Origin of the sequence: Sphingopyxis sp. 2PD (genome assembly GCF_005503695.1) — a bacterium.
In the GTDB taxonomy this organism is placed as follows: domain Bacteria; phylum Pseudomonadota; class Alphaproteobacteria; order Sphingomonadales; family Sphingomonadaceae; genus Sphingopyxis.
Window position 1 is genome coordinate 1 of the sequence record NZ_SCMU01000021.1, and the last position, 25756, is coordinate 25756.

Below are 25756 nucleotides of genomic sequence, written 5' to 3' on the forward strand. Positions count from 1 at the left end.
AGGGGGGAGCGCGTGGTCATGCAGGGGCGCATAGCTTTCCAGCGCCCAAAGAAAAACCCCTCCCTGCAAGGGAGGGGGCGTTCCTCCCTGTCGCGAAGCGATGGGGAGGTGACAGCGCGAAGCGCTGACGGAGGGGCGATGGCGCCACCCGCGCTTGCCCCTCCACCACCGCTTCGCGGCGGTCCCCCTCCCCACGGCTTCGCCGCAGGGAGGATCTTGGTGTCAGGCCGGAATGCCGCTGATCGACTTCACTTCCATGAAATCCTTGAGCCCGAACACGCCGCCTTCGCGGCCGTTACCCGACGCCTTGTAGCCGCCGAACGCCGCGCCCGGCCCGGGCCCCCAGGCGTTGACCGCGACCATGCCGGCGCGCAGCTTCGGCGCGATTTCGGCGGCCTTGGCGGGGTCGCCCGAAACCACCGCCGACAGGCCATATTCGGTGTCATTGGCAATATCGACCGCCTGTTCCAGCGTGTCATAGGCCATGACCGTGGCGACGGGGCCGAACACCTCTTCCTTAGCAATGCGCATGTCGGGGGTGACGCCCGAAAAGACCGTCGGCTTGATGTAATAGCCGCGGTTGACGTTCGACGGCAGGCCGGTGCCGCCGGTTTCCAGCGTCGCGCCTTCGTCGATCGCCGACTGGATCAATCCCTGGATCTTGTCGAACTGTGCCTTGTTGACGACGGGGCCGATGTGGCCGCCCTCGCTCATCGGGTCGCCGACCTGCGTCCCGTCGAACATCGCCTTGATGACGCCGACCGCCTCGGCCTCGCGCTCCTTCTGGACCAGGATGCGCGTCGGCGCGATGCAGCTCTGGCCGGTGTTGACCAGCACGCCCTGCACCGTCGGGGGCAGGACGGCGGCGAAATCGGCGTCGGGCAGGACGATGTTCGGCGACTTGCCGCCAAGTTCCTGATGGACGCGCTTGACGGTATCGGCTGCGGCCTTGGCGACGAGGATGCCCGCGCGGGTCGAGCCCGTGAAGCTCACCATGTCGATGCCCGGATGCGCGCTGATCGCGTTGCCGACGGTCGGGCCGTCGCCCTGGACGAGGTTGAACACGCCGGCGGGGACGCCCGCGGCGTCGAGGATTTCGGCGAAGATCACCGCGTTGCCGGGGCATTCTTCGGACGGTTTCAGCACCATCGTGTTGCCCGCCGCGAGCGCGGGGGCGACCTTCAGCGCGATCTGATTGAGCGGCCAGTTCCACGGCGTGATCATGCCGACGACGCCGATCGGTTCATAGGCGATCATGCCCGCGGCATATTTTTCGGTGAAGCTGAAATCTTTGAGCGCAGCGATCGTGCCAAGGAAGCCGCCGATGCCGGCACCGACTTGCGCGGTGCCCGCGAAGCTGACCGGCGCGCCCATTTCGGATGCCATCGACTTGGCAAGGTCGGCGCCGCGCTTCTTATATTCCTCGACGATGCGGTTCAGCAGGTCGAGCCGTTCCTCGCGCGTGGTCTGCGAGAAGCTTTTGAACGCTTCCTTCGCCGCCGCCACTGCGTCGTCGACGTCGGCGGCGGTGCCGAGCACGACGGTCGAGGCGGCTTCTTCGGTCGCGGGATTGATGACGTCGTGGAGCTTGCCGCCCTTGCTGTCGACCCAACGGCCGCCGATGTAATTCTGCTTGAGGTGCGTTTCGGTGCTCATCATTCTTCTCCCATCGGCGGTCAATTCCGTCTCGGATTGCTACCTAATCACTGTGGCGAATGAATCAAGTTGAGCCAACTGCCAAAGACGGCAGTTTAGCGCTTTTCAGCAGAAAGGCGTGACATCAATATGGCGGCGCGCGTCGCCTGCCGCGCGATGCTCGGGATGTCGACCGCTTCGCCTGCGGCATGGTCGCCGGTGCTATACGGTCCGAGTCCCGCGAGCCCATCGACGTCTGCGGCGACAAAGCTGATATCGCCCGCGCCGCGCTTGAGCGGGTCGAGCGGCGCCATTTCGGCAAGGCCGAGGTCGCGGTTCACGCCGTTGAGCTTCGCCAGCAACGCGCGATTGCCGTCGGTCGGCGCCATCGACGGATAGCCGCCGGGGTCGAAGGCGATCCTTGCGTCGGTCCCCGGCGCATGGTCGGCGACGATCGCCGTCATTTTCGCCTTCACCCGCACGATCTGCTCGGGCGACAGCGCGCGAAGGTCGCCGCGCGCGACCGCGATCGGGGCGATGATGTTGGTCTTGCCGTTCACCGTCGCGCGGATCCCGCCCGCGTCGAGATCGGCCTGCTGCCCGCCCGCGATCAGCCCGACGTTGAAGGTGAGGTTCGGTTCGGGAAGTTCGGTGCGGAAGCGGTGGATGATGCGCGTCAGCTCATAGATTGCGCCGTCGCCCGCCGCGGCGCTAAAAATGCCCGAGCTGTGCGCGCTCTTGCCCGTCGCGGTGACGGTCCAGCTGTCCGACGAGCGCCGCGCGACCGACCCCATGTCGGCGCCGCCATCGCGGACCAGCCCCTCGAAATCGAGCGCGACGTCGCTGCGCTTGCCCGCGGCGATCAGGTCGGCGCGCGCCTTCTCGATCGGGTGGCCCGCATCCTCCTCGTCGCCGGTCATGTGGATCTCGATATTGGCGCCCTTCAGCGTTCCCGCCGCCTGCATCGCGCGCAGCGCTGCGACGATGACGACCATGCCGCCCTTGTCGTCGCCCGCGCCCGGGCCTTCGCCCAAATCGCCCTTGCGGGTGAATGTCTGGAACGGCGAGTCGGGCTCGAACACCGTGTCGAGGTGGGCGATGAGGAGCAGGCGCTTGGTATCGGGTCTGCCGACATGCGTCGCGATCAGATGGCCCGCGCGCCCGGTGTCGCGCATCGGCTTCCATTCGACCTTGAAGCCCAGGGGTTCGAGCTCGGCGCGCATCATCGCGCCGACCTTTTCAACGCCCTCGAGATTGAGCGAGCCGCTGTTCTGGTTGACGAGCCTTTCGAGCAGCGCAAGCGACCGCTCCTGTTCGGCCGCCACCGTCTTCGCCATCCCGCTTTCGGCTTTGCTGAGTTTCGCCGCCGCGGCGGGCGCGAGCGCGAGTTGAAGCGCGACGAGGGCAGTGAGCGGCAAGGATTTCATTGGGGGGACTCTCCGGTTACATCTCATCGTCGCCCCCGCGCAGGCGGGGGCCGCTATCGGCGCGGCGCGTAGCTGCCAGCGGCCCCCGCCTGCGCGGGGGCGACGGCATGTGTGTGCCTTCATTGATCGGCAGGGGCAAGCGGTCAGCCGGGGCGCACCATGAAAATATCGCCGCCGATGCTGACAAGGAAAAGATTGCCCGCGCTGTCCTCGCCAAACGAGGCGATATTGCTGAGCGCCCCTGCGTCGGGCGCGAAATCCTCGTTGCGCCGCGCAAAACGCGACGCGGGGAGGGTCTGCCCGGCGACGAGGCTGGCCAAGGGAACCGACCAGATATTGCCGGTGACGAAATCGGCAAAGACATAGTGGCCGACCAGCGAGGTCACCGGGCCGCGATAGACATAGCCGCCAATCACCGATCGTCCCTGCCGCGGGCCGCTGCCATGGCCATATTCGGCGACGGGCGGCGTCAGGCCAGCGGGAGCGGTGCCTGAATAGGGCTGGGTGCCTTCGAGAAAGCGCCAGCCGAAATTCAGCCCCGGCTGGGCCGTCGTGACCGCATCGATTTCTTCGATCGCACCCTGACCGACGTCGCCGATCAGCAGCGTCGATCCCGAAAAGGAAGCGCGAAACGGATTGCGCAGGCCCAAGGCGAAAATATAGGGATCGCCGCCCCCCGATATAAAAGGATTGCCGGGCGCGGGGGCGTAGCTGCTGCCGCCCGCGCCGACGGCAAAGCGCAGGATCTTGCCGAGCTGCACATTGCGGTTCTGGGCATTGTTGTTCGGATCGCCGCCCCCGCCGCCATCGCCGACCCCGACATAGACAAGACCATCCGGACCAAAGCCGATCCACCCGCCGTTGTGATTGTCGAACCCCGGGTGCGGGATGTCGAGCACGGTGTCATAGCTGGCCGAGCTGTTCGGCTGGCCCAGCGTGTAGCGGCGCACCTGGACATTGCCATTGGTCGCCGTCGCGACCGCGAACAGCCGCTGCGACGTCGCATGGTCGGGGTAGGGGGCAAGGCCGAGCAGGCCGCGCTCGCCGCTCGTCGAAATGTCGGTGATGTCGAGCACCTGCGTGCGGCTGCCGTTCGTGGGGTCGAAGCGATAGACGTTGCCGCCCTTTTCGACGACATAGACGCGGCTGTCGCCGGGGATTGCGGCGACGTAGAGCGGCTGGTTGAAGCCGGTGCCGACGCGGGCCACCGATATGCCTTCGCGGCTGTTGGTGACGGTGATGTTGACCGCCTGCGTGACGCTCGCCTGCCCGTCGCTGACGCGCAGCACCACTGCATAGACATTGTCACCGTCGGCATCCCCGGGCAGGTCAAAATCGGGCGCGGCGCTGAAACTGAGCGCGCCCGCGCCGGTGATCGCAAAACGGCCTGCATCGGCGCCGCCGTCGATGGAAAAGGTCAGCGCATTGCCATCGGGGTCGGTCGCGGTCGCCTGGTAGGCGGCGGTGCCGTTCTCGGTCACGCTGGCGGTTTGCAGCGAGGTGAAGCTGGGCGGCGCATTGGCCGCGGGCGGGGTGCCGCCGCCACTACTACCGCCGCCACATGACGCAAGCAGCAGCGGTGTGAGGAGGAGGGGGACGCGCTTCCGCATGGCCTGAATGCCTTTCGCGATCGTGCCACCCCGCGCGCAACCTGCCACTGGTCGATGGCCACCGCAACCCTGGCGGTTTACCATGTTGCGATCGCGCGCAGCGCCGTCAGGCGGGCTCTTTCGCTTCTTCGAAATCGTCGAGTTTGCCGAGCGCCTCTTGCGCGATCTTGCGCAAAACCAATCGGTTGACCGTCAAGCCCTTCGCGCCGTCGCCGGCCAGATCGTCGATCGCAAAATCGACGCGGGTGCGGTCGGGCGCCAGTTCTTCGAAGGTGAATTTCAGCCCCGTCGTCAGCGCGCCGTCGTCAACATTATAGATCAGATGGGCCTCGCGGGGGATTTCCATCGCGACGGCGATCTTGATCTTGTACGCGTCGGGCCGTTCGTCGGGGACCATTTTTTCGAAACCCGGATCGCCCTTTTCGGCGACAAGTTCATACAGGCGCGTCGAGCCGCCATTGGTGACCAGCGGCATGCCGGTAAAGGCGCTGCCGTCGCCGAACATCTTCGCAAACACTTCTTCGCGCGGCGCCGCGACCGTGCGGGTCTTGTTGGCGAGTTCGGCCATCTTGCCGCACCCTGCGGTCAGCAGCATCGCGGCGACCAATAATGTCGAACGTAGCATCGCAATTCCCCCTGAAATGCAGCGCCCTGATAGCGACAACAGCTTACAAAAGGGTCAACGGCCGAACGCGTGAGATGTAAAGAGTGTTTGACAGGTCGCCATTGTCTATGTAAAGAGCTCTTGACAGGCAAGGAAGCGGATGTGGAAAATCGGGTGCGCGAATATCGCGAGGCCGCGGGGTGGAGCCAGGGCGAACTCGCACGCCGTCTGGGCGTGTCGCGCCAGACGATCAACGCGGTCGAAACCGACAAATATGATCCCAGCCTGCCGCTCGCGCTGCGCATGGCGGGCCTGTTTGCGCTCGAAGTGCGCGAGCTGTTCATCGACCATTGGTCGCCGAAGGAGTGATGAAATGACGACGCAGGCAGGCAAGACGGCGGGATGGCGCAAGACGGCGATGCAGGCGACCGTCGGCGCAATCGCGGGCGCGGGCGGCATGTCGGTGGGGCTCACGCTCGCCGAGGGGCAGGGCGGGGTCGATTGGGCACCCTCGTCGATCATCCTGTTCGGGGTCGGGTTTATCTTTGCCTTGATGGGGCTGTTCGTCGGACTCGGCACCGCGGCGCCGAACCTCCTCGGTCGGCGACTGCTCAACGTCGCCGATGCCGAAGAAATCGTCGAGGAACGATCGAGCATGGGCGCCAGCTCGGCCTGTTGCCTGATCCTCGGCGCGGCGCTGATGCTGCTGGCATATTCGGTGGCGGCGGGCGCCGCGGCGTTGGTGAGCCCCGCGGCGGCGTACTGGATCCTGCTCGTCGTGCTCGGCGGCTTCACCGCGGTGTCGCTGTGGATGTGGCAAAGTTTCGACGAGCTTTGGCGGCAGCTGACCGTCGAGATTTCCGCGATCACGGGAAATGTGATGATGCTCGTCGCGATCGTCTGGGGCGGCGCGGCGGCGGCAGAATTGACCGCCGGACCGCAGCCGCTCGACCTGGTGTCGCTGGCGTTCGGATCGATGCTGCTCGCCTGCTTCGTCGCGGCGGGCCGCCGCGGGATGATGGCGCCGCGCTGAACGCCCACCAAAAAGGGCGCCCGGTTCCCCCGAACCGGGCGCCCCCCTTGGCGTCGCTGACCCTTGCGGATCAGGCGCTGTAGTACATGTCGAACTCGACCGGGCTCGGCGTCTGTTCGAAGCGATAGACCTCGTCCCACTTCAGATCGATATAGGCTTCGATCTGGTCCTTCGAGAACACGTCGCCCTTGAGCAAGAAGTCGTGGTCGGCGGCGAGGCTGTCGAGCGCTTCGCGAAGCGAACCGCAGACGGTCGGGACTTCGCTCAATTCTTCGGGCGGCAGGTCGTACAGATTCTTGTCCATCGGGTCGCCCGGGTGGATCTTGTTCGCGATGCCGTCGAGCCCCGCCATCAGCAGCGCCGAATAGCAGAGATAGGGGTTCGCCATCGCGTCGGGGAAGCGGAACTCGACGCGCTTCGCCTTGGCGCCCGCGCCATAGGGGATGCGGCACGAGGCCGAGCGGTTGCGGCTCGAATAAGCGAGCAGCACCGGCGCTTCGAAGCCCGGGACGAGGCGCTTGTAGCTGTTCGTCGTCGGGTTGGTGAAGGCGTTCAATGCCTTGGCGTGCTTGACCACACCACCGATGAAATAGAGGCACATGTCGCTGAGCCCCGCATAACCGTTGCCGGCGAACAGCGGCTTGCCCTTTTCCCAGATCGAGATGTGGGTGTGCATGCCGCTGCCGTTGTCGTCCTTGATCGGCTTCGGCATGAAGGTCGCGGTCTTGCCATAGGCGTGCGCGACCTGGTGCACGACATATTTGTAGATCTGCATGCGGTCGGCGGTTTCGGTCAGCGTACCGAAGGTCAGACCGAGTTCGTGCTGCGCCGCGGCGACTTCATGGTGATGCTTGTCGCACGGCAGGCCCATTTCGAGCATCGTCGAGACCATCTCGGCACGGATGTCGACGGCGCTGTCGACCGGCGCGACGGGGAAATAGCCACCCTTGGCGCGCGGGCGGTGCGCCAGGTTGCCGCCTTCATAGCTGCGGCCGGTGTTGGTCGGCAGTTCGATGTCGTCGATCTCGAAACCCGACTTGTTGTAGCCGGTCTCGAAACGGACGTCGTCGAACATGAAGAATTCGGCTTCGGGGCCGACATAGACGGTGTCGCCGATCCCGGTCGAGGCGACATAGGCTTCGGCGCGCTTTGCCGTCGTGCGCGGGTCGCGGGCATAGCCTTCGCCGGTCGACGGCTCGACGATGTCGCAGAAGATCACCAGCATCGGGGTGGCCGAGAAAGGATCGTCATAGACGGCGTCGAGATCGGGCTTCAGGATCATGTCCGACTCGTTGATCGCCTTCCAGCCCTCGATCGACGATCCGTCGAACATCAGCCCGTCTTCCAGTTCGTCTTCGCCCAGGACCGAGGCAACCATCGTCAGATGCTGCCACTTGCCCTTGGGGTCGGTGAAGCGCAGGTCGACCCACTCGATGTCGTTTTCCTTGATCCGCGCGATGATGTCCTTGGGCTTCGTAGCCATGATCTATGCTTCCTTCTTGCGAAATGGTCCGGCGTGCCGGTGACTGTCGGGTTTTCGAAAAATGCGAAAAGTTAAAGCGCGTCCTCGTTGCGTTCGCCGGTGCGAATGCGAAGCGCGGTTTCGACCGGGATGACGAAGATCTTGCCATCGCCGATCCGGCCGGTCTGCGCGGCGGCGGCGATCGCCTCCACGACGCGTTCGGCCATCGAATCCTCGACGATGACTTCCAGCTTCACCTTGGGCAGAAAGTCGACGACATATTCGGCGCCGCGATATAATTCGGTATGACCCTTCTGCCGTCCGAAACCCTTGGCCTCGGTGACGGTGATCCCGCTGACACCCACTTCGTGCAGCGCTTCCTTCACTTCGTCGAGCTTGAACGGCTTGATGATCGCCTCAATCTTCTTCACGCTTTTCGTCCCCCTTTGGGCTGGCCGCCGCGCCTTGCGCGTCAAGCCGGATCAGCTGCGCTGCCCGGTCTGTCGTCGAGTCGGTGCGATGTCCCGCCATCTTGCACCAATCAAAAGCCGTGCCAATTGGCGAATCGTGGGGTTTCGGTAAGAATTTTGAAACGAAAAGACGCCGCTGCCCAAGGGCTGGGCAACGGCATTATCTCGATGCCTAATATTTGGGCAATCAGCGCCCGACCGGCGCCGACGCCTCGGGCAAATTGGCCTTGGTCCAGTTCGAGCGTTCGATGACATAGGCGCGGATCGCTTCGGCGTCTTGCGGGGTGAGCACCTTGGCGAAGCTCACCATGCCGCGCTCCTTCAGTGCGCCGTCGACGACCACGGCCTTCCACGCGTCGGCATTGGCCAGCGTTCCCGATACGCGAAGGTCGGGGGTGAAGCCGTTGCCGATCGCGCTATCGCCGTGACAGACCATGCAATAGCGCCCGAACTGCGCCTTGCCCGCCGCTACCTGCGCCGCGCTCGCGGTCATCGGCGGCGGGTTCCACGCCAGCGTCGTCGTCGCGGGCGGGGCGGGCAGTTTGGCGGTGCCGCCGATCTTGAGCACGACCAGCCGCGGGATGTTCGGAATCTTGCGCGTCGCGCCGCCCGCCACCCCGGCGACGAGCGGGAAGGCGCCGCCCTTGCTGGTCATGAACGCGACATATTGGACGCCGTTCACGCGGAAGGTCGAGGGGGCGCTGACGATCCCCGACTGCATGTCGAGATCGAGGAGTTGCTTGCCGGTGTCGGCGGTATAAGCGCGGAAACGGCCGAGGCTGGTCCCCTGGAACACCAGATTGCCCGCGGTCGTCATTGTGCCGCCGTTCCACGCCGCGGGATGATCGACCGCCCACGCGACCTTGCCGGTGCGCGGGTCAAAGGCGACGAGGCGCCCGGTCGTCGCGGCGACCGCGGCGCGGAACGCCGCCTTGTCGTCAGGGAGCAGCGTGCCGGTCAGCGAGGTACCGACGTTGAACCCCAGCACCTTGCGCTTGTCGAGCTCGTTCATGTCCTGAAGATAGCCCTGCGGGATTTGCTGCGCCGGAATGTAAACGAGCCCGGTCGCGGGATTGTAGCTCATCGGGTGCCAATTGTGCGCGCCCAGCGCACCGGGGATCGCGATGAAGGGCTTGCCGGTCTTGTAGAAGCGCGCTTCGGGATTTTCGATCGGGCGGCCGGTCGCAAGGTCGTAACCGGTGGCCCAGTTGATCCTGTCGACGAACGGCTTGGCATCGATCAGCTTGCCGTTCGACCGGTCGATGGTGAAGAAGAAACCGTTCTTCGGCGCATGGTACAGCACCTTAGTCGGTGTGCCGTTCACCGTCTGCTCGGCGAGGATGATCGGCTGGGTCGCGGTATAGTCCCACGTTTCGCCCGGGGTTTCCTGATAGTGCCATTTATATTGGCCGGTCGCGGCATCGAGCGCGACGATCGACGAGAGGAACCAATTGTCGCCCTCGCCATTCGAGCGCGTGCCGTGGTTCCACGGATTGCCGTTGCCGACGCCAAGATAGATCTGGTCGAGATCCTTGTCGTAAACGATCGCGTCCCACACGGTGCCGCCGCCGCCCGACGTCTGCCACTCGCCCTTGTCGGACCAGGTGGCATTGGCCTTGGTCGCGAAAATCTCGTCGCTTGCGGCGCCGTCCTTGGCCTTAGTCGGGTTGGGCGCGGTGTAGAAGCGCCAGCGTTCCTTGCCGGTATCGGCGTCATAAGCGGTGACATAGCCGCGCACCCCGAATTCGGCGCCGCCGTTGCCGATCAGCACCATGTCCTTCACGACGCGTGGCGCGCCGGTGATCGTGTAGGGTTTGTCGGCGTCCACCGTCTGCGTCGACCACAGCTCGTTGCCGCTCTTGCGGTCGAGCGCGATCAGTCGCCCGTCGATCGTGCCGACGAAAACCTTGTCGCCCCACAGCGCGACGCCGCGGTTGACGACGTCGCAGCAGGCGTGAACCGCGCGTTCGCCCGGAACCTTGGGATCGAATTTCCAGAGCGGCTTGCCGGTCGCGGCGTCCCAGGCGCTGACCTTCGACCAGGCGTGGCTGACATACATCACCCCATCGACGACCACCGGGGTCGCTTCCTGGCCGCGGGCGTCCTCCAGATCGGCCGTCCAGGCGATGCCGAGTTCGCCGACATTCTTGTCGCTGATGTCGGTCAGCGGGCTGAAGCGTTGCTCGTCATAGCTGAAGCCGATCGCGCCCCAATCGTCGCCGCTGCCGCCGGTCTTAAGCAGGGTCTCGCTGGCTTTCTCGGCTTCGTCGAGCGCCGCGGTGCCCGAGAGGCTGTCGTTCTTCGACGCGTTGCATGAAGCCAATGCCAAAGTCGCGCCGCCGAGCAGCGCGGCCGTCCAGACCCGTTTCGCCATCCCAAACTCTCCCGTTCGCCGTCTATCGTTGACGTTAACGTCAAGTCTGCGCGCGAAGGGACGCGGGTGCAAGGGGGAATATGCGGTGCGCGCGAAAGGCGCGCTTGGTCGCCGCCCCGGCTCAGGCGCGGGGCGACGAACGACCGATCAAAGCGCGCTTTCGAGCCAGCCCTTGAGCGCGCTTTTGGGCGCCGCGCCAACCTTGGTGTCGGCGACTTCGCCATTTTTGAACAGGATCATCGTCGGGATGCCGCGCACGCCATATTTGGCGGGGGCGTTCGGGTGATCGTCGATGTTGAGCTTCGCGATCACGACCTTTTCGCCCAGCTCGTCGGCGATTTCCTCGAGCGACGGGCCGATCATCTTGCACGGGCCGCACCATTCGGCCCAGAAATCGACCAGCACGGGGGTGTCGCTGTCGAGGACATCGGCCTGGAAGCTGTCGTCGCTGATTGCCTTGGTACCCATGATCAAAACTCCTGAATTTCGCTTGGCCTTCAAGCTAAGGGCTTGCAGCCTCCGGCTCAAGGGCTCAACCGCCCAAATTCGCCTTGGTTGCCAGCAAGCCCGGCTTGTGCGCGTCGAGCAGCGCGTCGTCCAGGTCGATCAGCCGCGGCGCGGCGGTGTACAGCAAGGCGGCCGCGATCCGCCGCGACGGGAAAATTGCTGCCAGCGCATCGCGATACGCCGCCATCTGGCGCAGATAGGCGGGCTGGACGTCCGACGCGCGGGCAGGGACATGGCGCCCGGTCTTGTAATCGATCACCGTCACGGCATCGTCGGTGACCAGCAGCCGGTCGACGATCCCGGCGACCACCGCGCCGTCGACCACCGCCGACAGCGGCACTTCGGCGAGCGACCCCGGCCCGAACAGCGCGGCGTGTGCGGGGTCGTCCAGCACGGCCAGGACCTCGTCGACCATCATCGCGCGGTCTGCTTCCTCGAGATCGGCGGCTTGAACGCCTAGCCAGCGCCACGCAGCCGAGCGCCGCTGCTCGGGCGCCACCGGCGGCAGCCGCTCGAACAGCGCGTGGAGCAGCAGCCCGCGGTTCACCGCCGCGGCGCGCGCCGCGCCCTGCGGCACCGCTGCCACATCGTCTTCACCGAGCGCCGACGGCGCGAGCGGGCGCGGCGGGCGTGCTTCCTCGGGCGCCGCTTGCCGCGCCCAGTCGGGAACGACGACCGGCGGCGCCGCGGAGCGCGCTTTTGCCTTTGCAGCGCGCGTCTTGCCCTGCACCGCATGCACACGCTTCCGCCCCCAGCGCGGCCCGGCGTCCTGCCACTCGGCGCCCATATCGGCGAGCACCGCATCGACCGCGCTGTGCCAATTGTTCTGGGGAAGCTCGTCGCCTTTGCGCGTGCCGGCGACGACGAGCAATTCCTCGGCGCGCGTCATCGCCACATACAGCAATCGCCAATGCTCTTCGCGTTCGGCGGCTTCCTTGTCCTCATGCGCCTTGGCAATCGCGCCGTGCCGCTCCTCCTTGCCGAGCGCAAACACCGGCAATTTGTCCCAACCCGCCGCCGACAGGTCAAAATTCACCCGCCGCGGCTTCGGGTCGTCGGTCGCGTCGGCCAAGATGACGATCGGCGCCTGCAAGCCTTTCGACCCGTGCACCGTCATCACGCGCACGACGTCGCCGCGCGCCTCGCTCTGGCGCTTGATCTCGGCGGTGCTCGCGGCGATGTGCGACAGGAAGCCGAGCAGCGACGGCGCTTCCTGCCGCTCGAACGCCAGCGCCTGCGCGAGCAGTTCGTCGATCGGGTCGCGCGCCTCGCGCCCCAGCCGCTGATACAGCTTGCGCCGTCCATCGAGCGACCCCGACAATATGCGTTCCAGAAAGCGGAACGGCGTCGTGAAATCGCCCATGCCGAGCAGGCTGCGCAGCGCCGCCATCGTTGCGGGCGGTGCCTCCTCTTCGCGCGCGCGTAACTGTTCCCACAACGCCCGTTTCTGGCGGCCGTGGGCAAAGACAAACAGCTCGTCCTGGCTCCACCCGAACAGCGGCGAGACCAGCAGGCTGGCAAGGTTGAGGTCGTCGAGCGGTTGCACCGCAAAGCGCATCGCCGCGAGCAGGTCCTGCACCGCCAGCGACTGCGTCAGCGAAAAACGATCGACCCCCGCGACTGGCACATGCAGCGACTGCAGCCGCGCGACGATCCGCGCCGCAACATCCTTGCGGCGGCGGACGAGGATCAATATGTCGCCCGGCGCCACCGGACGCCCGTCCTTGCCGTGCGCGATCCACTCGCGCACCTCGTCGGCGATAGCGCGAGAGAGCCGCAGGCTGGCGGCGTCGCTTGCGGCGGCCGACGTGTCGCGGGAAGCGCCGTCATCATCATCGCCATCAACGTCGCCGACGCCCTCATCCTCGGTATCGGCATCAAGCGCCTTGCCCACCGGCAGCGGCGCCCACAGCTCGACGCGTCCGGCGCGGTCGCGGTTGAAATCGGCGGGAATGTGCGGCGGCTCGTCGCTGCCCAAGCCCATCAATTCGGTCGCCCCCGCCGCGATCCACGCATCGACGACGTCGAGCACCGCGGGGCTGGAGCGATAATTGGTGTCGAGATCGACATCCTCGAACGGTTTGCCGCCCTCGGCCGCGCGCCTGGCAAAGCTCAGCCGCGCTGCCTCGAATGCCGCGGGCTCGGTGCCCTGAAAGCCGAAGATTGCCTGCTTGCGATCGCCGACGGTGAACATCGTGCGGACCCGTTCGTCCTTGGCGCCCGCCCCGGCAAAAAACTCGCCGGCCAGCGAGGCGACGATCGCCCATTGCCGCGCGTTGGTGTCCTGCGCCTCGTCGACCAGGATATGGTCGGTGCGCTGATCGAGCTTGAAGCGCACCCAGTCGCCGAAGTCGCCCTGCGCCAGCAGATGCCCCGCGATGCTGATCAGGTCATCGAAATCGGCGAGCCCGCGCTCGCGCTTCGCCAGCGCATAGGCCTCCGCAAAGCGGCTGCCCAGATCCCACGCCGCCGCCAGATCGTCGGCGACCGCCATCGCGGTGGCGGTCGCGAGCAGGTCATCGGCCGCGGCGACGATGCGTTCGGCGGCGGCAAGGCAGCTGCGCATGCCGCCTTTGTCTTTGGTGTAATCGGCGCGCATGTCGCCGGTGCTGGTCAGGAAACAGCCGCGTACCGCGACCATCATCGCGGCGCGGCCGTGCGCATCGGCGCGGAACCAGTCGTCCATGATGTCGGCGCGGCCATCGCCGGTCTTGGTCCCCCAGCCGCGCCCGCTCGCAGCCACCGCCGCGATGTCGGCATCGGCAACCGCGCCGCCCGCCAGCGCCGCCGCCTGCCAGGTCAGCGGATCGCCCTGCGGTAGCCCCAGCTGCGCGCGCAGGTCCGCCGCGCGCGGCGCGAAGCGCGGGGCGTCCGCTGCAGTAAAGCTGCTCGCACAGCGCGCGAGGAAAGCAATCGCTGCATCCTGCCCCAATCGCTGCGACAGCATCGCGGCGATCGTCCGCATCGCATCGCCGTCGGCATCGGGACGCGCGAGCAATTGTCCGAGCACCTCGCGCTGCAACGCGCTCGCCTCGCTGTCCTCCAGCGCGCGAAAGCCCGGCAAGATTTTCGCCTCGAGCGGGAAGCTCGCGAGCAGGGTCTGGCAGAAGGCGTGGATCGTCTGCACCCGCACCGCGCCGCCGGGGCTGTCGATCACGGTGGCGAACAGCGACCGCGCGCGGTCGAGGATGCCCGGCTCGGCCCAGTCGGCGCCGAGCGCGGCGAGGTCGAGCCGCAGGTCGCCGTCGGCCATCCGCACCCACATCGCCAGCCGTTCGTGGATGCGGTGCGCCATTTCGGCGGCGCCCGCCTTGGTAAAGGTGATGCACAGGATCGCCTCGGGCGACACCCCCGCCAGCATCAGGCGCAGCACGCGCGCCGACAGCACCTGCGTCTTGCCCGTCCCCGCCGACGCGCCCAGCCAGACATGGTCGTGAGGCTGGGCCGCGGCGCGCTGCCCGCCGTCGAGCGTCTTGAGCAGCTTGTCGGGATCGATCATGCCGCCCCCCCGTCGGTCACGCCCGGATCGGGATCACCGCGCCCGAACCATTCGTCGCGGCGCATCAGCTGGTCGAAATCGGGATAGCGTTTGGCGCTGTCGCCCGGAACGAACGGCTCCTGCCCCAGCAGGAAGCGCGCGCTGAGGTCAGCGAGGGCTTCGCGCGCCCGCTCGATCACCGCTGCGGCGGTCGATGGCTTCGGCTTTTGACCCTTGATCACCTTGACCGCGCCATCGAGGCCCTTTTTGCGGTCGCGCTTCAACTCCCAATATTCGAACGCCCCGACCGGCTCGGGCGCCAGATCGCCGAGCCCGGCTTCCTCGGCGATCAGCCCGAGCAGGCCGAGCTGGCTGTTCAACCCTTCGCCCGCCGACTTGGCCGACGGCGCGGCGCCGGTCTTGTAATCGACGATCGCCAGCGTACCGTCGGCGGCCTGATCGACGCGGTCGGCGGTGCCGCGCAGCATGATGCCGTCCACCAGAAGCTTGCCGCTGACCTCATTGGCAACCGGCCAGCGCTCGTCGCGCGCCGCCCACACCCGCTCGGCGGCCCAGCGCAGCGACGGCTCGATGCGCGGCAGCCAGAAGGCGCGGCCCAGCGAATCGAGCGCCGGATCGGCGCGCAGCGCCGCGATCTCGGCATCGAACGCCGCCTCGCTCAGCCCCGCCGCCTGCCAGTCCTGCAGGAATTTATGCACCCGCGTGCCGAACCATTTGGCGTCGGGGCCGCTGCTCAGCGGCTCGAGTTCGCTCAACCGCAATATCTTCGCCGCGTAAAAGGCAAAGGGATCGCGCGCCAGCTGGTCGACCCCGGTGACGCTGATCCGGTCGGGGCGCGCCGAAAGGGGTGGCGACGGGCGCGGCCTGTCGGCGGGCTCGCTCTGCCCCGGCGGGACATCGAGCATCGCGGCGAGCGCGGTCACCGGCTGCCCGCCGAGCATCGCTTCGGGCAAGTCGCCCGCCAAGGCGGCGAGCCGCAGCCAGAAGCGCGACGCCACCGCCGGGTCGCCGCCGCTGCGCATCGCGCGCGTCACCACCACCGCGTGCGCCGCAAAGGCACCGGCGAAATCATGCGCCGCCATCCCCTGCTGCCGCTCGGGCGCGGCAAGACCCAGCATCCGCCGGATGCCGGGGGCGAGCCAGGGGTCGGGGCTTTGTTGCGGCGGCCAGCGCCCCTCGTCGAGCCCGCCCAAAATCATCAAATCGGCGCGCTGCAACCGCGCCTCCAGCAGACCCCATATGAACAGCCGCGGATGCCCGCCATAGGGCGGGCGGATGCTCTCGCCCGACATCAGATCGGCGAGCATCGCAGGAAAATCGGCGGGCGCGACCAGCGCCGGGCCATCGCCCTTCGCTAGCGCCCAGCGGTCGAACAGGTCGGACAAGGCGCGGCCCGCATGCCCCGTCCACGCCCCTTCGCCCGTGAGCCAGCCGAGCGCGTCCTGTAACGCGCCGAGCAGCACTGACGGCGGCGCGGGAACGCCCGCCGCGAAAGGCGCAAGCATCGCGCTGAGCCCCATCGCCACCTCGTCCCACCAATCGGCGATCGCCAGCGCGGCGCCATGCCCGCGCCGGTCGCCATCGGCCGCAATCTCGCCGATCCGCGCCGTGACCCCCGTCCAGCCCGGCACCAACCCCGGCCCGCGCAGCACCAAATCGAGCCGCCGCACCTGATCGAGCCAGCCCAGCCGTCCTTCGCCCGCGCGCACCAGCGGATGCCCAAGCAGCGCGACCAGCCGCACCGGATCGAACGCCGCGGCAAATTCGGCGAGCAACAGCAGCAGCGCCCCCGGCGGCGTCTGCCCCAGCGGCTGCCCGGCGCTGTCGTCGACCGCGATGTCCCAGCGCGCGAGCGCCGCCGCGACGCGCTCGGCAAGCAGGCGGTCGGGGGTCACCAGCGCCGCGGTGCGCCCCGGCTCCTCCAACGCGCGCCGCATTATCAGTGCGATCCCCTGCGCTTCCTGCCCATCGTCGGCAAAGGTCGCGGCGCTGACCCCGGTCAGGCTGGGCGCGACATCGTCCGCCGCCTGCCAGCGCGCGGTATAGGCCGCGGGGGCAAAGAGTAGCGACAGAAAGGGCGCGCGTGCGTCGGAGCCGTCGAACGGCGACGTCGCGGCCCACGCGCCGACCTCGTCGCGTGCGATTCCCATGCGGGCAAGCAACAGCTTCAGATGATATTGCGGATGCGTTTCGAGCGGGCGCTCCCCCGGCTGATCGGGATCGGGCTTGACCGGCCCCAGCGCCTCCCATTCCTCCGCCGCCATGCCGAGGTCGAGCCCCGGCAGGACCACCATTCCATTGGGCAAATCGGCAACGGTGCGCAGCAACCGCGCGATCGCGGGCGCTGCGGTCGTCACCCCTGCGGCAACGACGAAGCGCCCCGGCGGCGTCGCGCGCCATCCGTCGCTGACCCGTGCAAGCAGCCGGTTGCGACGGTCGGCGCGGTCGATATGCCCGGTCGCGGCGAGCATCGCGGGCCAATGGTCGATCAACAGGCGCAGCCGCTGCCACGACGCCTGCCAGTGCCCCGCGAGATCGCCCAGCGCGGCTTCGATGTCGCCGAGCCGCGCCGGGGCGACCTCTTCATAATGCAGCTGGTCGATCACCCGCCCCAGCCCTTCCGCAAGCTGGAACGCCGCCGCGCCGGTGATCGCCTCCTCACCCGCCGGATTGTGCCGCTCGATCAGCGCCGCCAGCATCAGCCGCCGCCGCAGCGGATCGATCGCGGGGGGGATCGGTTCGACCTCATCGATCGCATCGAGCGCCAGCGCGACGCTTTCATCAAGGTCGGCATCGCCGATCACCGCCAGCCGCGGCATCAGCAGCCCCGCCCCGCTGGCACGCACGAACGCGGCCTGCACTGCGCTCCGCGCGCGATTGCTCGGCAGCAGGATCAATCCTTCGGCGAGCCCCAAGGCGCCGTCGGCAAAGCGGTCGATCAGCCCGGCGACGAGCGCGTCGGCAAAGGCCCGCTGGACGGGGATGGAAAAGACGGTGGGGGATGTCGTCATATGACCCGGTTATTCAAGGCTTGCCCGTGATGCGCAAGCCGCTCCTCCCTGTGGCGAAGCCATGGGGAGGTGGCAGCGCGAAGCGCTGACGGAGGGGCAGTGGCGCTAACGTCGCGGCCCCTCCACCACTTGCTTCGCAAGCGGTGTCCCTCCCCATCGCTGCGCGACAGAGAGGAGCAAGTGGTCAAACCTCACTCAACGCGGCTTCGGTCGGCGCAATGCGCGCCGGGGTACCGACGTCGAACCATTGCCCCATATGCGACAATCCGTAGAGCCGCCCCGCCGCGATCGCACGGTCCCAAAGGATGTTCGTCGAAAACGCGCCCTCGGGCGCGCCGTCGAGCAGGCGCGGCGAGATCAGCTGGATGCCCGTGTAAACAAAGGGCGCGATGCGGCCGGGCTTGCGCCGCGACAGCTGGCCATTGGGGTCCATATGGAAATCGCCCTTGCCGCCGTGCCCGGTCGCACTTGCCTGCCGAATGACCAGCAGCAGCGCGTCCATCCGATCGCCGTCCCAATGCCGCGCCAGATGCTGGATGCTGTCGACCGGCCCGTCGGTCCAGATATTGTCGCTGTTGACGATCAGGATCGGATCGCCGCTGAGCTGGGGCAGCGCCTTGACCATCCCGCCGCCCGTTTCGAGCAGCAGGTCGCGCTCGTCCGAAATGGCGATCGTGAACGCGCGTTTCTGCGCCGCCAGATGCGCTTCCAGCGCGTCGGCGAGATAATGGACGTTGACCACGACATGACCGACCCCCGCCGCCTCGATGCGGTCGAGGCTATGGTCGATCAACGCCTTGCCCGCGACGCGCACCAGCGGTTTGGGGCGAGTGGCGGTCAGCGGGCGCATGCGCTTGCCGAGCCCCGCCGCCATCACCATCGCGCTTTCGATCCTGGTGGTCATCACCACGCCGCCGCGCGCTTGTCGGCGGGGATATTTTCGTCGAACCACGCGCGCACCGGCGCCAGCCCCGGATGCGCCAGATCGCGCTCGAGCAGCCCCCACATTCGCGGTTGGAACTGGCGATAGCCGGGCTTTCCGTCGCGCTTCCACAGCCGCACGAACACCCCCAGGATGCGCGTGTTGCGCTGCGCCGCGAGCGCCCAATAAGCGCTTTCGATGTCCTGTCCGGTCGCGCCTTGGTAACGCGCGAGCATTGCCGTCTCGACCGCGGGGGTCACGTCGCGCCGCGCATCTTCCAGCACCGACGCCAGATCATAGGCCGGGTGGCCGATCAGCGCGTCCTGAAAATCGAGCAGGCCATAATGGGCCACCCCCGTCTTGCCCGGCACCAGCATGATATTTTCGGCATGATAATCGCGCAGCACCGTGACGCGCGGCAGGCCGTCATGCTCGACCGGGGTCAGCACGGCGTCCCATGCGGCGCGAAAGGCGTCGCGGTCGACCTCGATCCCCAGCGTCGGGCAATACCAGTCGCTGAACAGCATCACCTCGTCGAGCCACTGCTCGAGCCCCAGCACCGGCAGCCCCGGCATCGGCGGTCGCGCGTGAAGGTGGACGAGCAGGTCGGTCACCCCGCTATACAATTCGACCTCGCGGTCGAGCGCCGCATCGGCGGTCTCGCGCAGCCGCACATCGCCAAAATCCTCGATCAGCAGCAATCCCTGCGCCAGGTTGCGCGCAAAGATCGTCGGCGCGGTCAGCCCCTCGCCGCACAGATATTCGGCGACCGCGATAAACGGCCGCGGATCCTCGTGCGGGGGCGGGGCGTCCATCAGCACCGCCTGCCGATCGCCGTCGACGACGCGGAAATAGCGCCGGAACGACGCATCGCCGGCGAGCGGCAAAATCTGGGCATCGCCCCAGCCATGCGCGGCGAGGAAAGCGGGCGCATGGGGGGGCGGAATCATCGGAGCGGCCATCGGCTCCCCCAAGACGTCGGCACGTCGGCTGTCAAGACGCGCGCGTCGCCGCTCCCCGAAATCGTGATCGACAGTGCGCCGGGCCAACCCTGCGCCCCGAGCCGCTCAGGCCATTCGATCAGCAGCGCGCCGTCGTACAGATACTCGTCGAGCCCCAGCTCGATCAGCTCGCTTTCGTCCTCGATCCGATACAGATCGACATGCGCGATGGGCAGATCGACCTCGGGCGGCGCGTAGGGCTGGACGATCGCAAAGGTCGGGCTCGGCGCCTCGCCCGCCAGCCCGCGCGCCTTCAGCATCGCGCGCGCCAGCGTCGTCTTGCCCGCGCCGAGGTCGCCCGACAGCAGCACGACATCGCCGGGTAGCAGCGCCGCGCCAATCGCGGCACCGATGCGGTCGGCCTCGGCCAGCGTATAGTCGTATCGTTGGCTCATACCCGCCGCGGCAAGCTGACCCGCACCAACGTACCCTGTCCCGCCTCGCTCACCACTTCCATCGTCCCGCCATGCGCAGCGACGAGCTGGCGTGCGAGCGCGAGGCCGATGCCCCCCGACGCGGTTCCCGCCTGCTGGCCCTTGGTTACCGCCGCGACCGCCTCGGGCATCCCGGGGCCGTTGTCCGACACGATGATCTCGACCGCCCGCCCATCGCCCGTCGCGTGCAGCAGGACGCGGCCGTCGGTCTTGCGCGCCGGGGCGGTGTAGCGCACCGCATTGTCGAGCAGCCCCGCGACCAGCCGCGACAGGCGCGGCGCATCGCCGTCGATGCGGCCCAGATCGGGCGAAATATTGCCAACCAGCTCGACCTTTTCGGCGGCAGCCAGCGCCTGCGCGTCGGCGAGCGCCCGATCGAGCAGTTGGCGCACATCGACAGGCGCGCGCTCGACGACCAGCGACCCTGCCTCGCCCTGCGCCAGGTCGAGCACATTGTCGATCTGGCGCCCCAGCACCCCGACCGAATCCATGATCGCATTGACATAGCCTTGCTGCTGGTCACTCAGCTTGCCGGCATAGCCCGCCTGCAACATCTCGCCGAACCCGCCGATCGAGGTGAGCGGCGTGCGCAGTTCGTAACTCATCCGCGACAGGAATGCGGTCTTGACCTTGTCGGCCGCCTCCAGCGCCTCGTTGCGTTCGCGCAGCGCGCCCTCCATCTTCCGGCTCGGGGTGATGTCGAGCATGATCAGCAGCGCGTTGCCGTCGGGCAGCGGGATCGACGCGAAGTCGAAATAACGCCCGTCGGCAAATCCGATCTCGCCGCCGCGCTGTTGCCGCTCCAGCGTCGCGGCGCGGATCACTTCCTGAACGATGCTGATCTGGTTCGGCTTCACCAACCGGTCGGCGAGCCCGCCCATCAGCGCATCGACGCGCGGATGCGCCGCCAGCGTCGCCTCGTCGATCCCCCACAGGCGGCGGAAGCGCTGGTTCCACAGATGCAGGCGCCCGTCGGGCGCGAACACCGCGATCGCCTCGAACAAATTGTCGAACGTCGCGGTGCGCACGCGCAGCAGCGTGTCGCGCGCACCCGCCAGCTGGACCTGCTCGGTCTTGTCCTCGGCGATCAGCAGCATCCCGCCGTCGGGGGTCGGCTGCGCGACGACGTGCAGGTGGGTGCCGTCGCGCAGCAGCCAGTCCTCCTCGCTCGCCCCCGGCTGCGCGAACCAGTCGACATGCGCCTGCCGCCATTCGGGATAGTTGCGCACTTCCGGGGTTCGCCCGCGTTCGCGCCACGCGTCGAGCAGGCGCGCAAAGGGCGCCGCCTCGGCGACCTCCTCGGCTTCGAGCCCAAACAGGCGGCGAAAGGGCAGGTTGGCAAAGCTCAGCCCCTGGTCGGGGCCGAATTGCGCCACCGCCGCCGACAAACGGTCGAGCAATTCGCGCTGGGTGTCGACGAACCGCCGGTGCGCGCCGCGTTCGCTCTCCAGTTCCTGAATGTCGATCGCATAGCCGGCGATCCCGATCACCCGTCCGCCGGTCGGCGCCAGTGGCACGTCGACCACGCGCATGATCCGCCGCTCGCCCTCGATCGTCACCGGGATCGTGCGGACCTGCGCCGCGCCCGCGATGCGCGCCTCGTCGGCAGCCTCGGCGGCGCTGACCCCGGCGACGGTCTCGCACAATTCGATGCCGCCATCGATCACCGCCACCGCGCTTTTCGCCTCGACCGCCCGAACATAGGCGCCGTTGACGAGCGCGAGGTTGAGGTCGGTGCCGCGGAACCACATCGGGAAGGGGGCGGCCTCGATCAGTCCCGACAAGGCCTCGAACGCCGCCATCGCCTCGTCGCGCTCGCTGCGCGCCTGCGCCAGCGCATGCTGGCCGTCGGTCGCATCGCTCAGCCACAACAGCACGCTGCCCGGACCGCCAACGGCCTGCGGTGCCGGCGCGCCGTGCAGGATGATCGTGCGCTCGCTGCCCAGCGGTTTCAGGCTCAGCGTAAAGGGTTTGGCGCCGCGCTGCGCGCCCAGGATCGCCTGGCGCAGCGCGTCATGGCCATCGGGGTCCAGCCCGCTGCCCAGTCCGCGCAGTTCGTCGAAATTGCGCGGTCCCTGGGCCAGACCCAGCCAGCGTCCCAATTTCTCGCTCGCCTCGATCCGCCAGTCGGCGCGGACGATGACCGGCAGCTGCGGCGACGCCTCGACCAGGCTCGCGAGCCGTTCGCCCTGTCCGGCGACAAATGCCGCGCGCCGCTGCATCGCAATCCCGCGCCCGACCGCCCACAATCCGGCAAGCAGCCAGAGCGCGACAAAAAGGCCCAGCGCAAAGAGCGCCCCCGACGAAAGCGTCATGAAGCGCGCGCCGCGAGGCGGGTGGACAGGAAAGAGCGGCGTCGGCCCATCTGCCCGCCCTATCGACTGTCCCCGACCGTTTCAATCGCTAGGCGCTGGACTGCCTGATCACGCTGTCAATTCCCCGCAGAATGCGCTGCGACAATTGGGCCACAGGCGACTGACAATGCGGTGAATTGCATAGCGCTACCCTTGACTTCGCGGCGCGGGCTTGAATAGCTTGTGTCATCGGCAAGTCACAAATCCGCCAAGAGATTGAAAAGACGCGCCTTTCACTTTTCGGCCAACCCGATCGGGTTGGTCGGGGCATTAAAAACCGGGGATTATCTATGAATGATTTGAGCAGGGCGTCGCTGCATGCGCGTCGGATTCTGGGTTTCGCGAGCCTTTCCGCCATGGCGGTTGTCATCGCGGCGCCAGCGATGGCGCAGGATACCACACCGGCTGAAACCAGCGCCGAAACCGCCGCACCCGAAGACGCGATCGTCGTCACCGGTTCGCGCCTGCGCGGGGTGACGCCGTTCAACAGCCCCGATCCGATCGCGGTGATCGATCCCGATATCGCATCGAAGGAAGGCAAGTTCGATCTGGCATCGACGCTGCAAAGCTCGCCGATCGCGGCCGGCTCGACCCAGATTACCGCCGCCATTTCGTCGAACTTCGTCACCGACGGTGGTCCGGGTGCGCAGACGATCAACCTGCGCGGGCTCGGCCCCAACCGCACCCTCGTGCTGCTCAATGGTCGCCGTGCCGGTCCCGCGGGTACCCGCGGCGGCGTGTCGGCGTTCGACCTCAACGTCCTGCCGCAGTCGATTGCCGAAAGCGTCGAAATCCTGAAAACCGGCGCCTCGTCGGTCTATGGGTCGGACGCGGTCGCGGGCGTGGTCAACATCAAGACCAAGACCAGCACCAACGGCCTCGAACTCAACGGCACCGTTTCGGCACCCTTCGGCGGCGGCGGCGAGGAATATCGCATCAACGCGATCTGGGGTAAAACCTTCAGCCGCGGCCACATTCTGATCGCGGGCGACTATACCAAGGTCAAGGAACTCAAGCGCGGCGATCGCGCCTATCTCGCCTGTCCGGAAGCCTATACCTTCCGCGAAGATGGCAGCCGCGCCGACATCGTCGATCCGCGCACCGGTCAGTTCAAATGCGAGGATCTGCGCTGGGGCCACGCCTGGACCTACAATCTGATCGACAATCTTCAGCTCGACGGTCCGGGTGGTCCGAACACCGGGCTCAACACTTCGCCGACCGGCGCGACGGTGCTGATGCAGTTCCAGTATCCCGGCGAAGTGCTCGGCGTGCCGACCTATGGCGCGCCCGCCTATCCGGGTGACTTTGGCATGCCTGCCGGCTGGTTCCCGACCGGCTATGACACCGCATCGCTGGCGATCCAGAACGCCTATCACCCGTTCCAGGCCGATCAGACGCTGATCCCCGAAACCGACCTTTATACGGCGTTCGTCGATGGCGCGTTCGAAATCAGCGATTCGGTCGAACTGTTCGGCGAATTCCTGTTCAATCGCCGCGAAACCTACCAGAACGGCTGGCGCCAGTTCTGGAACTTTGGCTACACCGGCGACCTGTACGGCACCGGCACCCCGGCGACCAGCTGGGCGGCGGGGTGGCAGGGGCTGAACCTGATCAGCCCGACCGCAATCACCGATCAGTCGGACAGCAGCCAGAAGGTCGATTATTATCGCGGCGTCGCGGGCGCCCGCGGCGATTTCGGTGGCACCGGAAACTGGCGCTGGGAAGTCTATGGCCAGTACAGCAAGAGCATCGGCAAGTACCGCCAGCAGCAGGCGCTGCAGGACGCCTATGACACCGGCTATTTCCAGACCGCATCGTGCGTTGGCACCGTCACCCCGGTTTCGGGCAAGCAGTGCGTCGACATGCGCTGGCTCGATCCCAACTTCCTCGCCGGTGACCTGACGCAGGCCGAGAAGGATTTCTACTTCTCGTGGGAAGAGGGCAAGACCGTCTATACCCAGAAGTCGGGTGAAGCGACGCTGACCGGCGATCTGTTCAAACTGCCGGCGGGCGCGGTGCAGGTGGCGCTCGGCGCGACCATCCGCCAGGACCGCATCAACGACGTTCCGGGCGAAATCACCCGCGCGGGCAACGCCTGGGGCGCCTCGACGTCGGGGATCACCGCGGGCAAGAGCATGACGAAGGAAGCGTTCGGGGAAATCAACGTCCCCGTGCTGGCCGACAAGCCCTTCTTCCAGAATCTGACGCTCTCGGCGGCGGCGCGCATCACCAGCGTCAAATCGACGCGCGCGTCGGACGGTTTCTCGGACAGCGACAATGGCAACTGGACGTACAAGCTGGGTGCCAACTGGGCGCTCAACGACACCGTCCGCCTGCGCGCCAGCTATGGTACCTCGTTCCGCGCCCCGGCGCTGTTCGAACAGTTCCTCGCCGACGAAACCAGCTTCCCGCGTCAGACCGACATCGATCCCTGCGTCAACTGGGCGGCGAACCTGGCGTCCGGTCGCATCACGCAGCGTATCGCTGACAATTGCGCGGCTGACGGGATTCCGAACAACCATCCGGGCGGCGGCGCCACCGCAACCGCAACGTCGCGCGGCGGCATCGGCCTGCTCGACGCCGAAACGTCCAAGGCGCTGGTGGTCGGCGGCGTGCTCACGCCCAAGCTCGGCTTCCTGCCCGATACCACGATCAACATCGCGGTCGATTATTTCGACATCAAGGTGAAGGGCCAGATCACCCAGCTGGGTGGCCGCAACATCATCTTCGGTTGCTATGATTCGGACAATTTCCCGGCCGATCCGCTGTGTGACCTGTTCACTCGCGGCCAGACCGGGGCGCCGAACAATATCAACGAAGTGCGCGACCAATATGTGAATATCGCCAGCCAGCGGAACAGCGGTGTCGATCTGAACGTCAATATCCGCCACGATCTTGGCCGGTTGGGACGCCTGTCCTTCACCGCCGACATGACCTGGCAGACCAAGGATATTTTCCAGCTGCTGCCGACCTCGCCGGTCGAGGACGATTTGGGTGAAGTCGGGTCGCCGCAGTGGGTCGGCGATTTCCGCATGACCTGGGCCGCCAATGGCGGGACGACGCTGTTTTACGGCATGAACGTCATCGGCGGTACGTCGAACGTGCAGGAATATGTCGATCGCAACGGCGACGTCTGCGTGAACAGCGCGCTGCGCGGTCGCTATTGCCCCGTGCTGACGACGAAAGCGGTCTTCTACCACAATGCTTCGATCACGCAGGAAGTGGGCGACCGGTTCGAAATCACCCTGGGGGTCAGCAACCTGTTCAACACGCGCCCGCCGCGCGTGTCGACGCTGAACGGCGGCACGATCTCGATGATCGGGCCGGTGGTCGCCGCGTCGCAATATGGGTTCAGCGGACGCCGCGGCTTCATCAACGTCAAGTCGAAGTTCTGATCGATTTGACAACGCAAA

General features: G+C 67.0%; 17 protein-coding genes. 3 read left to right on the top strand and 14 right to left on the bottom strand.

Annotated elements, in window-relative coordinates; translation table 11 throughout:
- Positions 1-222: 222 nt before the first annotated feature.
- The 4 genes from FFS18_RS13025 to FFS18_RS13040 all read right to left on the bottom strand — a co-directional run bounded on the left by FFS18_RS13025 (position 223) and on the right by FFS18_RS13040 (position 5267).
- Complete coding sequence (locus FFS18_RS13025; RefSeq protein ID WP_120218338.1) at positions 223-1656, bottom strand: aldehyde dehydrogenase family protein; 1434 nt, start codon at positions 1654-1656, stop codon at positions 223-225.
- Positions 1657-1751: 95 nt separating this feature from the next.
- Entirely contained in the window at positions 1752-3062 is a 1311-nt protein-coding gene (locus FFS18_RS13030; RefSeq protein ID WP_137871154.1) for a M20/M25/M40 family metallo-hydrolase, read from the bottom strand.
- A gap of 143 nt (positions 3063-3205) precedes the next feature.
- A complete protein-coding gene (locus tag FFS18_RS13035; protein ID WP_171005313.1) occupies positions 3206-4672 on the bottom strand; it encodes a PQQ-dependent sugar dehydrogenase in 1467 nt (488 codons plus the stop codon).
- Between the two features lie 106 nt (positions 4673-4778).
- Entirely contained in the window at positions 4779-5267 is a 489-nt protein-coding gene (locus FFS18_RS13040) for an SRPBCC family protein (RefSeq protein ID WP_137871156.1), read from the bottom strand.
- 171 nt (positions 5268-5438) lie between these two features.
- On the opposite strand from FFS18_RS13040, the gene FFS18_RS13045 reads away from it, so the two are divergent.
- Positions 5439-5645 (top strand): helix-turn-helix transcriptional regulator, encoded by a 207-nt coding sequence (locus FFS18_RS13045; RefSeq protein WP_120217531.1) that lies wholly within the window; start codon positions 5439-5441, stop codon positions 5643-5645.
- Between the two features lie 4 nt (positions 5646-5649).
- A complete protein-coding gene (locus FFS18_RS13050) occupies positions 5650-6309 on the top strand; it encodes a hypothetical protein (protein ID WP_137871157.1) in 660 nt (219 codons plus the stop codon).
- Between the two features lie 70 nt (positions 6310-6379).
- Here the strand turns inward: FFS18_RS13050 and glnA are convergent, their stop codons facing one another.
- The 10 genes from glnA to FFS18_RS13100 form a co-directional block, all read right to left on the bottom strand.
- Positions 6380-7792 carry a type I glutamate--ammonia ligase gene (gene glnA, locus FFS18_RS13055; RefSeq protein ID WP_137871158.1) on the bottom strand — a complete coding sequence of 471 codons (1413 nt, stop codon included), beginning with the start codon at positions 7790-7792 and terminating at the stop codon, positions 6380-6382.
- Between the two features lie 71 nt (positions 7793-7863).
- Positions 7864-8202: a P-II family nitrogen regulator gene (locus FFS18_RS13060; protein ID WP_037518110.1), complete on the bottom strand. Its 339-nt coding sequence runs from the start codon at positions 8200-8202 to the stop codon at positions 7864-7866.
- 226 nt (positions 8203-8428) lie between these two features.
- Complete coding sequence (locus FFS18_RS13065; RefSeq protein WP_137871159.1) at positions 8429-10615, bottom strand: PQQ-dependent dehydrogenase, methanol/ethanol family; 2187 nt, start codon at positions 10613-10615, stop codon at positions 8429-8431.
- A gap of 147 nt (positions 10616-10762) precedes the next feature.
- Positions 10763-11083 carry a thioredoxin TrxA gene (gene trxA / locus FFS18_RS13070; RefSeq protein ID WP_120217527.1) on the bottom strand — a complete coding sequence of 107 codons (321 nt, stop codon included), beginning with the start codon at positions 11081-11083 and terminating at the stop codon, positions 10763-10765.
- Positions 11084-11147: 64 nt separating this feature from the next.
- The gene (gene addA, locus FFS18_RS13075; RefSeq protein WP_137871160.1) at positions 11148-14621 is read right to left on the bottom strand and encodes a double-strand break repair helicase AddA; all 3474 of its coding nucleotides are present in this window, start codon (positions 14619-14621) and stop codon (positions 11148-11150) included.
- Entirely contained in the window at positions 14618-17632 is a 3015-nt protein-coding gene (gene addB, locus FFS18_RS13080; RefSeq protein WP_137871161.1) for a double-strand break repair protein AddB, read from the bottom strand. Before addB ends, addA begins: the two co-directional genes overlap by 4 nt.
- A 184-nt stretch (positions 17633-17816) precedes the next feature.
- Positions 17817-18536 carry a nucleotidyltransferase family protein gene (locus tag FFS18_RS13085; protein WP_137871162.1) on the bottom strand — a complete coding sequence of 240 codons (720 nt, stop codon included), beginning with the start codon at positions 18534-18536 and terminating at the stop codon, positions 17817-17819.
- Positions 18536-19516 carry an aminoglycoside phosphotransferase family protein gene (locus FFS18_RS13090; protein WP_502704176.1) on the bottom strand — a complete coding sequence of 327 codons (981 nt, stop codon included), beginning with the start codon at positions 19514-19516 and terminating at the stop codon, positions 18536-18538. The genes FFS18_RS13085 and FFS18_RS13090 overlap by 1 nt, the downstream gene beginning before the upstream one ends.
- Positions 19501-19950: a tRNA (adenosine(37)-N6)-threonylcarbamoyltransferase complex ATPase subunit type 1 TsaE gene (gene tsaE / locus FFS18_RS13095; protein ID WP_137871164.1), complete on the bottom strand. Its 450-nt coding sequence runs from the start codon at positions 19948-19950 to the stop codon at positions 19501-19503. Before tsaE ends, FFS18_RS13090 begins: the two co-directional genes overlap by 16 nt.
- Positions 19947-22304: a PAS domain-containing sensor histidine kinase gene (locus FFS18_RS13100; RefSeq protein WP_137871165.1), complete on the bottom strand. Its 2358-nt coding sequence runs from the start codon at positions 22302-22304 to the stop codon at positions 19947-19949. The genes tsaE and FFS18_RS13100 overlap by 4 nt, the downstream gene beginning before the upstream one ends.
- Positions 22305-22699: 395 nt before the next feature.
- Here FFS18_RS13100 and FFS18_RS13105 point away from each other — a divergent pair, with 395 nt between their 5' ends.
- Positions 22700-25738 (top strand): TonB-dependent receptor plug domain-containing protein, encoded by a 3039-nt coding sequence (locus FFS18_RS13105; protein WP_212743052.1) that lies wholly within the window; start codon positions 22700-22702, stop codon positions 25736-25738.
- Positions 25739-25756: the final 18 nt, after the last annotated feature.

Bases quoted from the DNA above. Each gene is read 5' to 3' on its own strand.
- FFS18_RS13025 (WP_120218338.1), bottom strand. From the start codon at position 1,656: ATGAGCACCGAAACGCACCTCAAGCAGAATTACATCGGCGGCCGTTGG.
- FFS18_RS13030 (WP_137871154.1), bottom strand. From the start codon at position 3,062: ATGAAATCCTTGCCGCTCACTGCCCTCGTCGCGCTTCAACTCGCGCTC.
- FFS18_RS13035 (WP_171005313.1), bottom strand. From the start codon at position 4,672: ATGCGGAAGCGCGTCCCCCTCCTCCTCACACCGCTGCTGCTTGCGTCA.
- FFS18_RS13040 (WP_137871156.1), bottom strand. From the start codon at position 5,267: ATGCTGCTGACCGCAGGGTGCGGCAAGATGGCCGAACTCGCCAACAAG.
- FFS18_RS13050 (WP_137871157.1), top strand. From the start codon at position 5,650: ATGACGACGCAGGCAGGCAAGACGGCGGGATGGCGCAAGACGGCGATG.
- glnA (WP_137871158.1), bottom strand. From the start codon at position 7,792: ATGGCTACGAAGCCCAAGGACATCATCGCGCGGATCAAGGAAAACGAC.
- FFS18_RS13065 (WP_137871159.1), bottom strand. From the start codon at position 10,615: ATGGCGAAACGGGTCTGGACGGCCGCGCTGCTCGGCGGCGCGACTTTG.
- trxA (WP_120217527.1), bottom strand. From the start codon at position 11,083: ATGGGTACCAAGGCAATCAGCGACGACAGCTTCCAGGCCGATGTCCTC.
- addA (WP_137871160.1), bottom strand. From the start codon at position 14,621: ATGATCGATCCCGACAAGCTGCTCAAGACGCTCGACGGCGGGCAGCGC.
- addB (WP_137871161.1), bottom strand. From the start codon at position 17,632: ATGACGACATCCCCCACCGTCTTTTCCATCCCCGTCCAGCGGGCCTTT.
- FFS18_RS13085 (WP_137871162.1), bottom strand. From the start codon at position 18,536: ATGACCACCAGGATCGAAAGCGCGATGGTGATGGCGGCGGGGCTCGGC.
- FFS18_RS13090 (WP_502704176.1), bottom strand. From the start codon at position 19,516: ATGGCCGCTCCGATGATTCCGCCCCCCCATGCGCCCGCTTTCCTCGCC.
- tsaE (WP_137871164.1), bottom strand. From the start codon at position 19,950: ATGAGCCAACGATACGACTATACGCTGGCCGAGGCCGACCGCATCGGT.
- FFS18_RS13100 (WP_137871165.1), bottom strand. From the start codon at position 22,304: ATGACGCTTTCGTCGGGGGCGCTCTTTGCGCTGGGCCTTTTTGTCGCG.
- FFS18_RS13105 (WP_212743052.1), top strand. From the start codon at position 22,700: ATGGCGGTTGTCATCGCGGCGCCAGCGATGGCGCAGGATACCACACCG.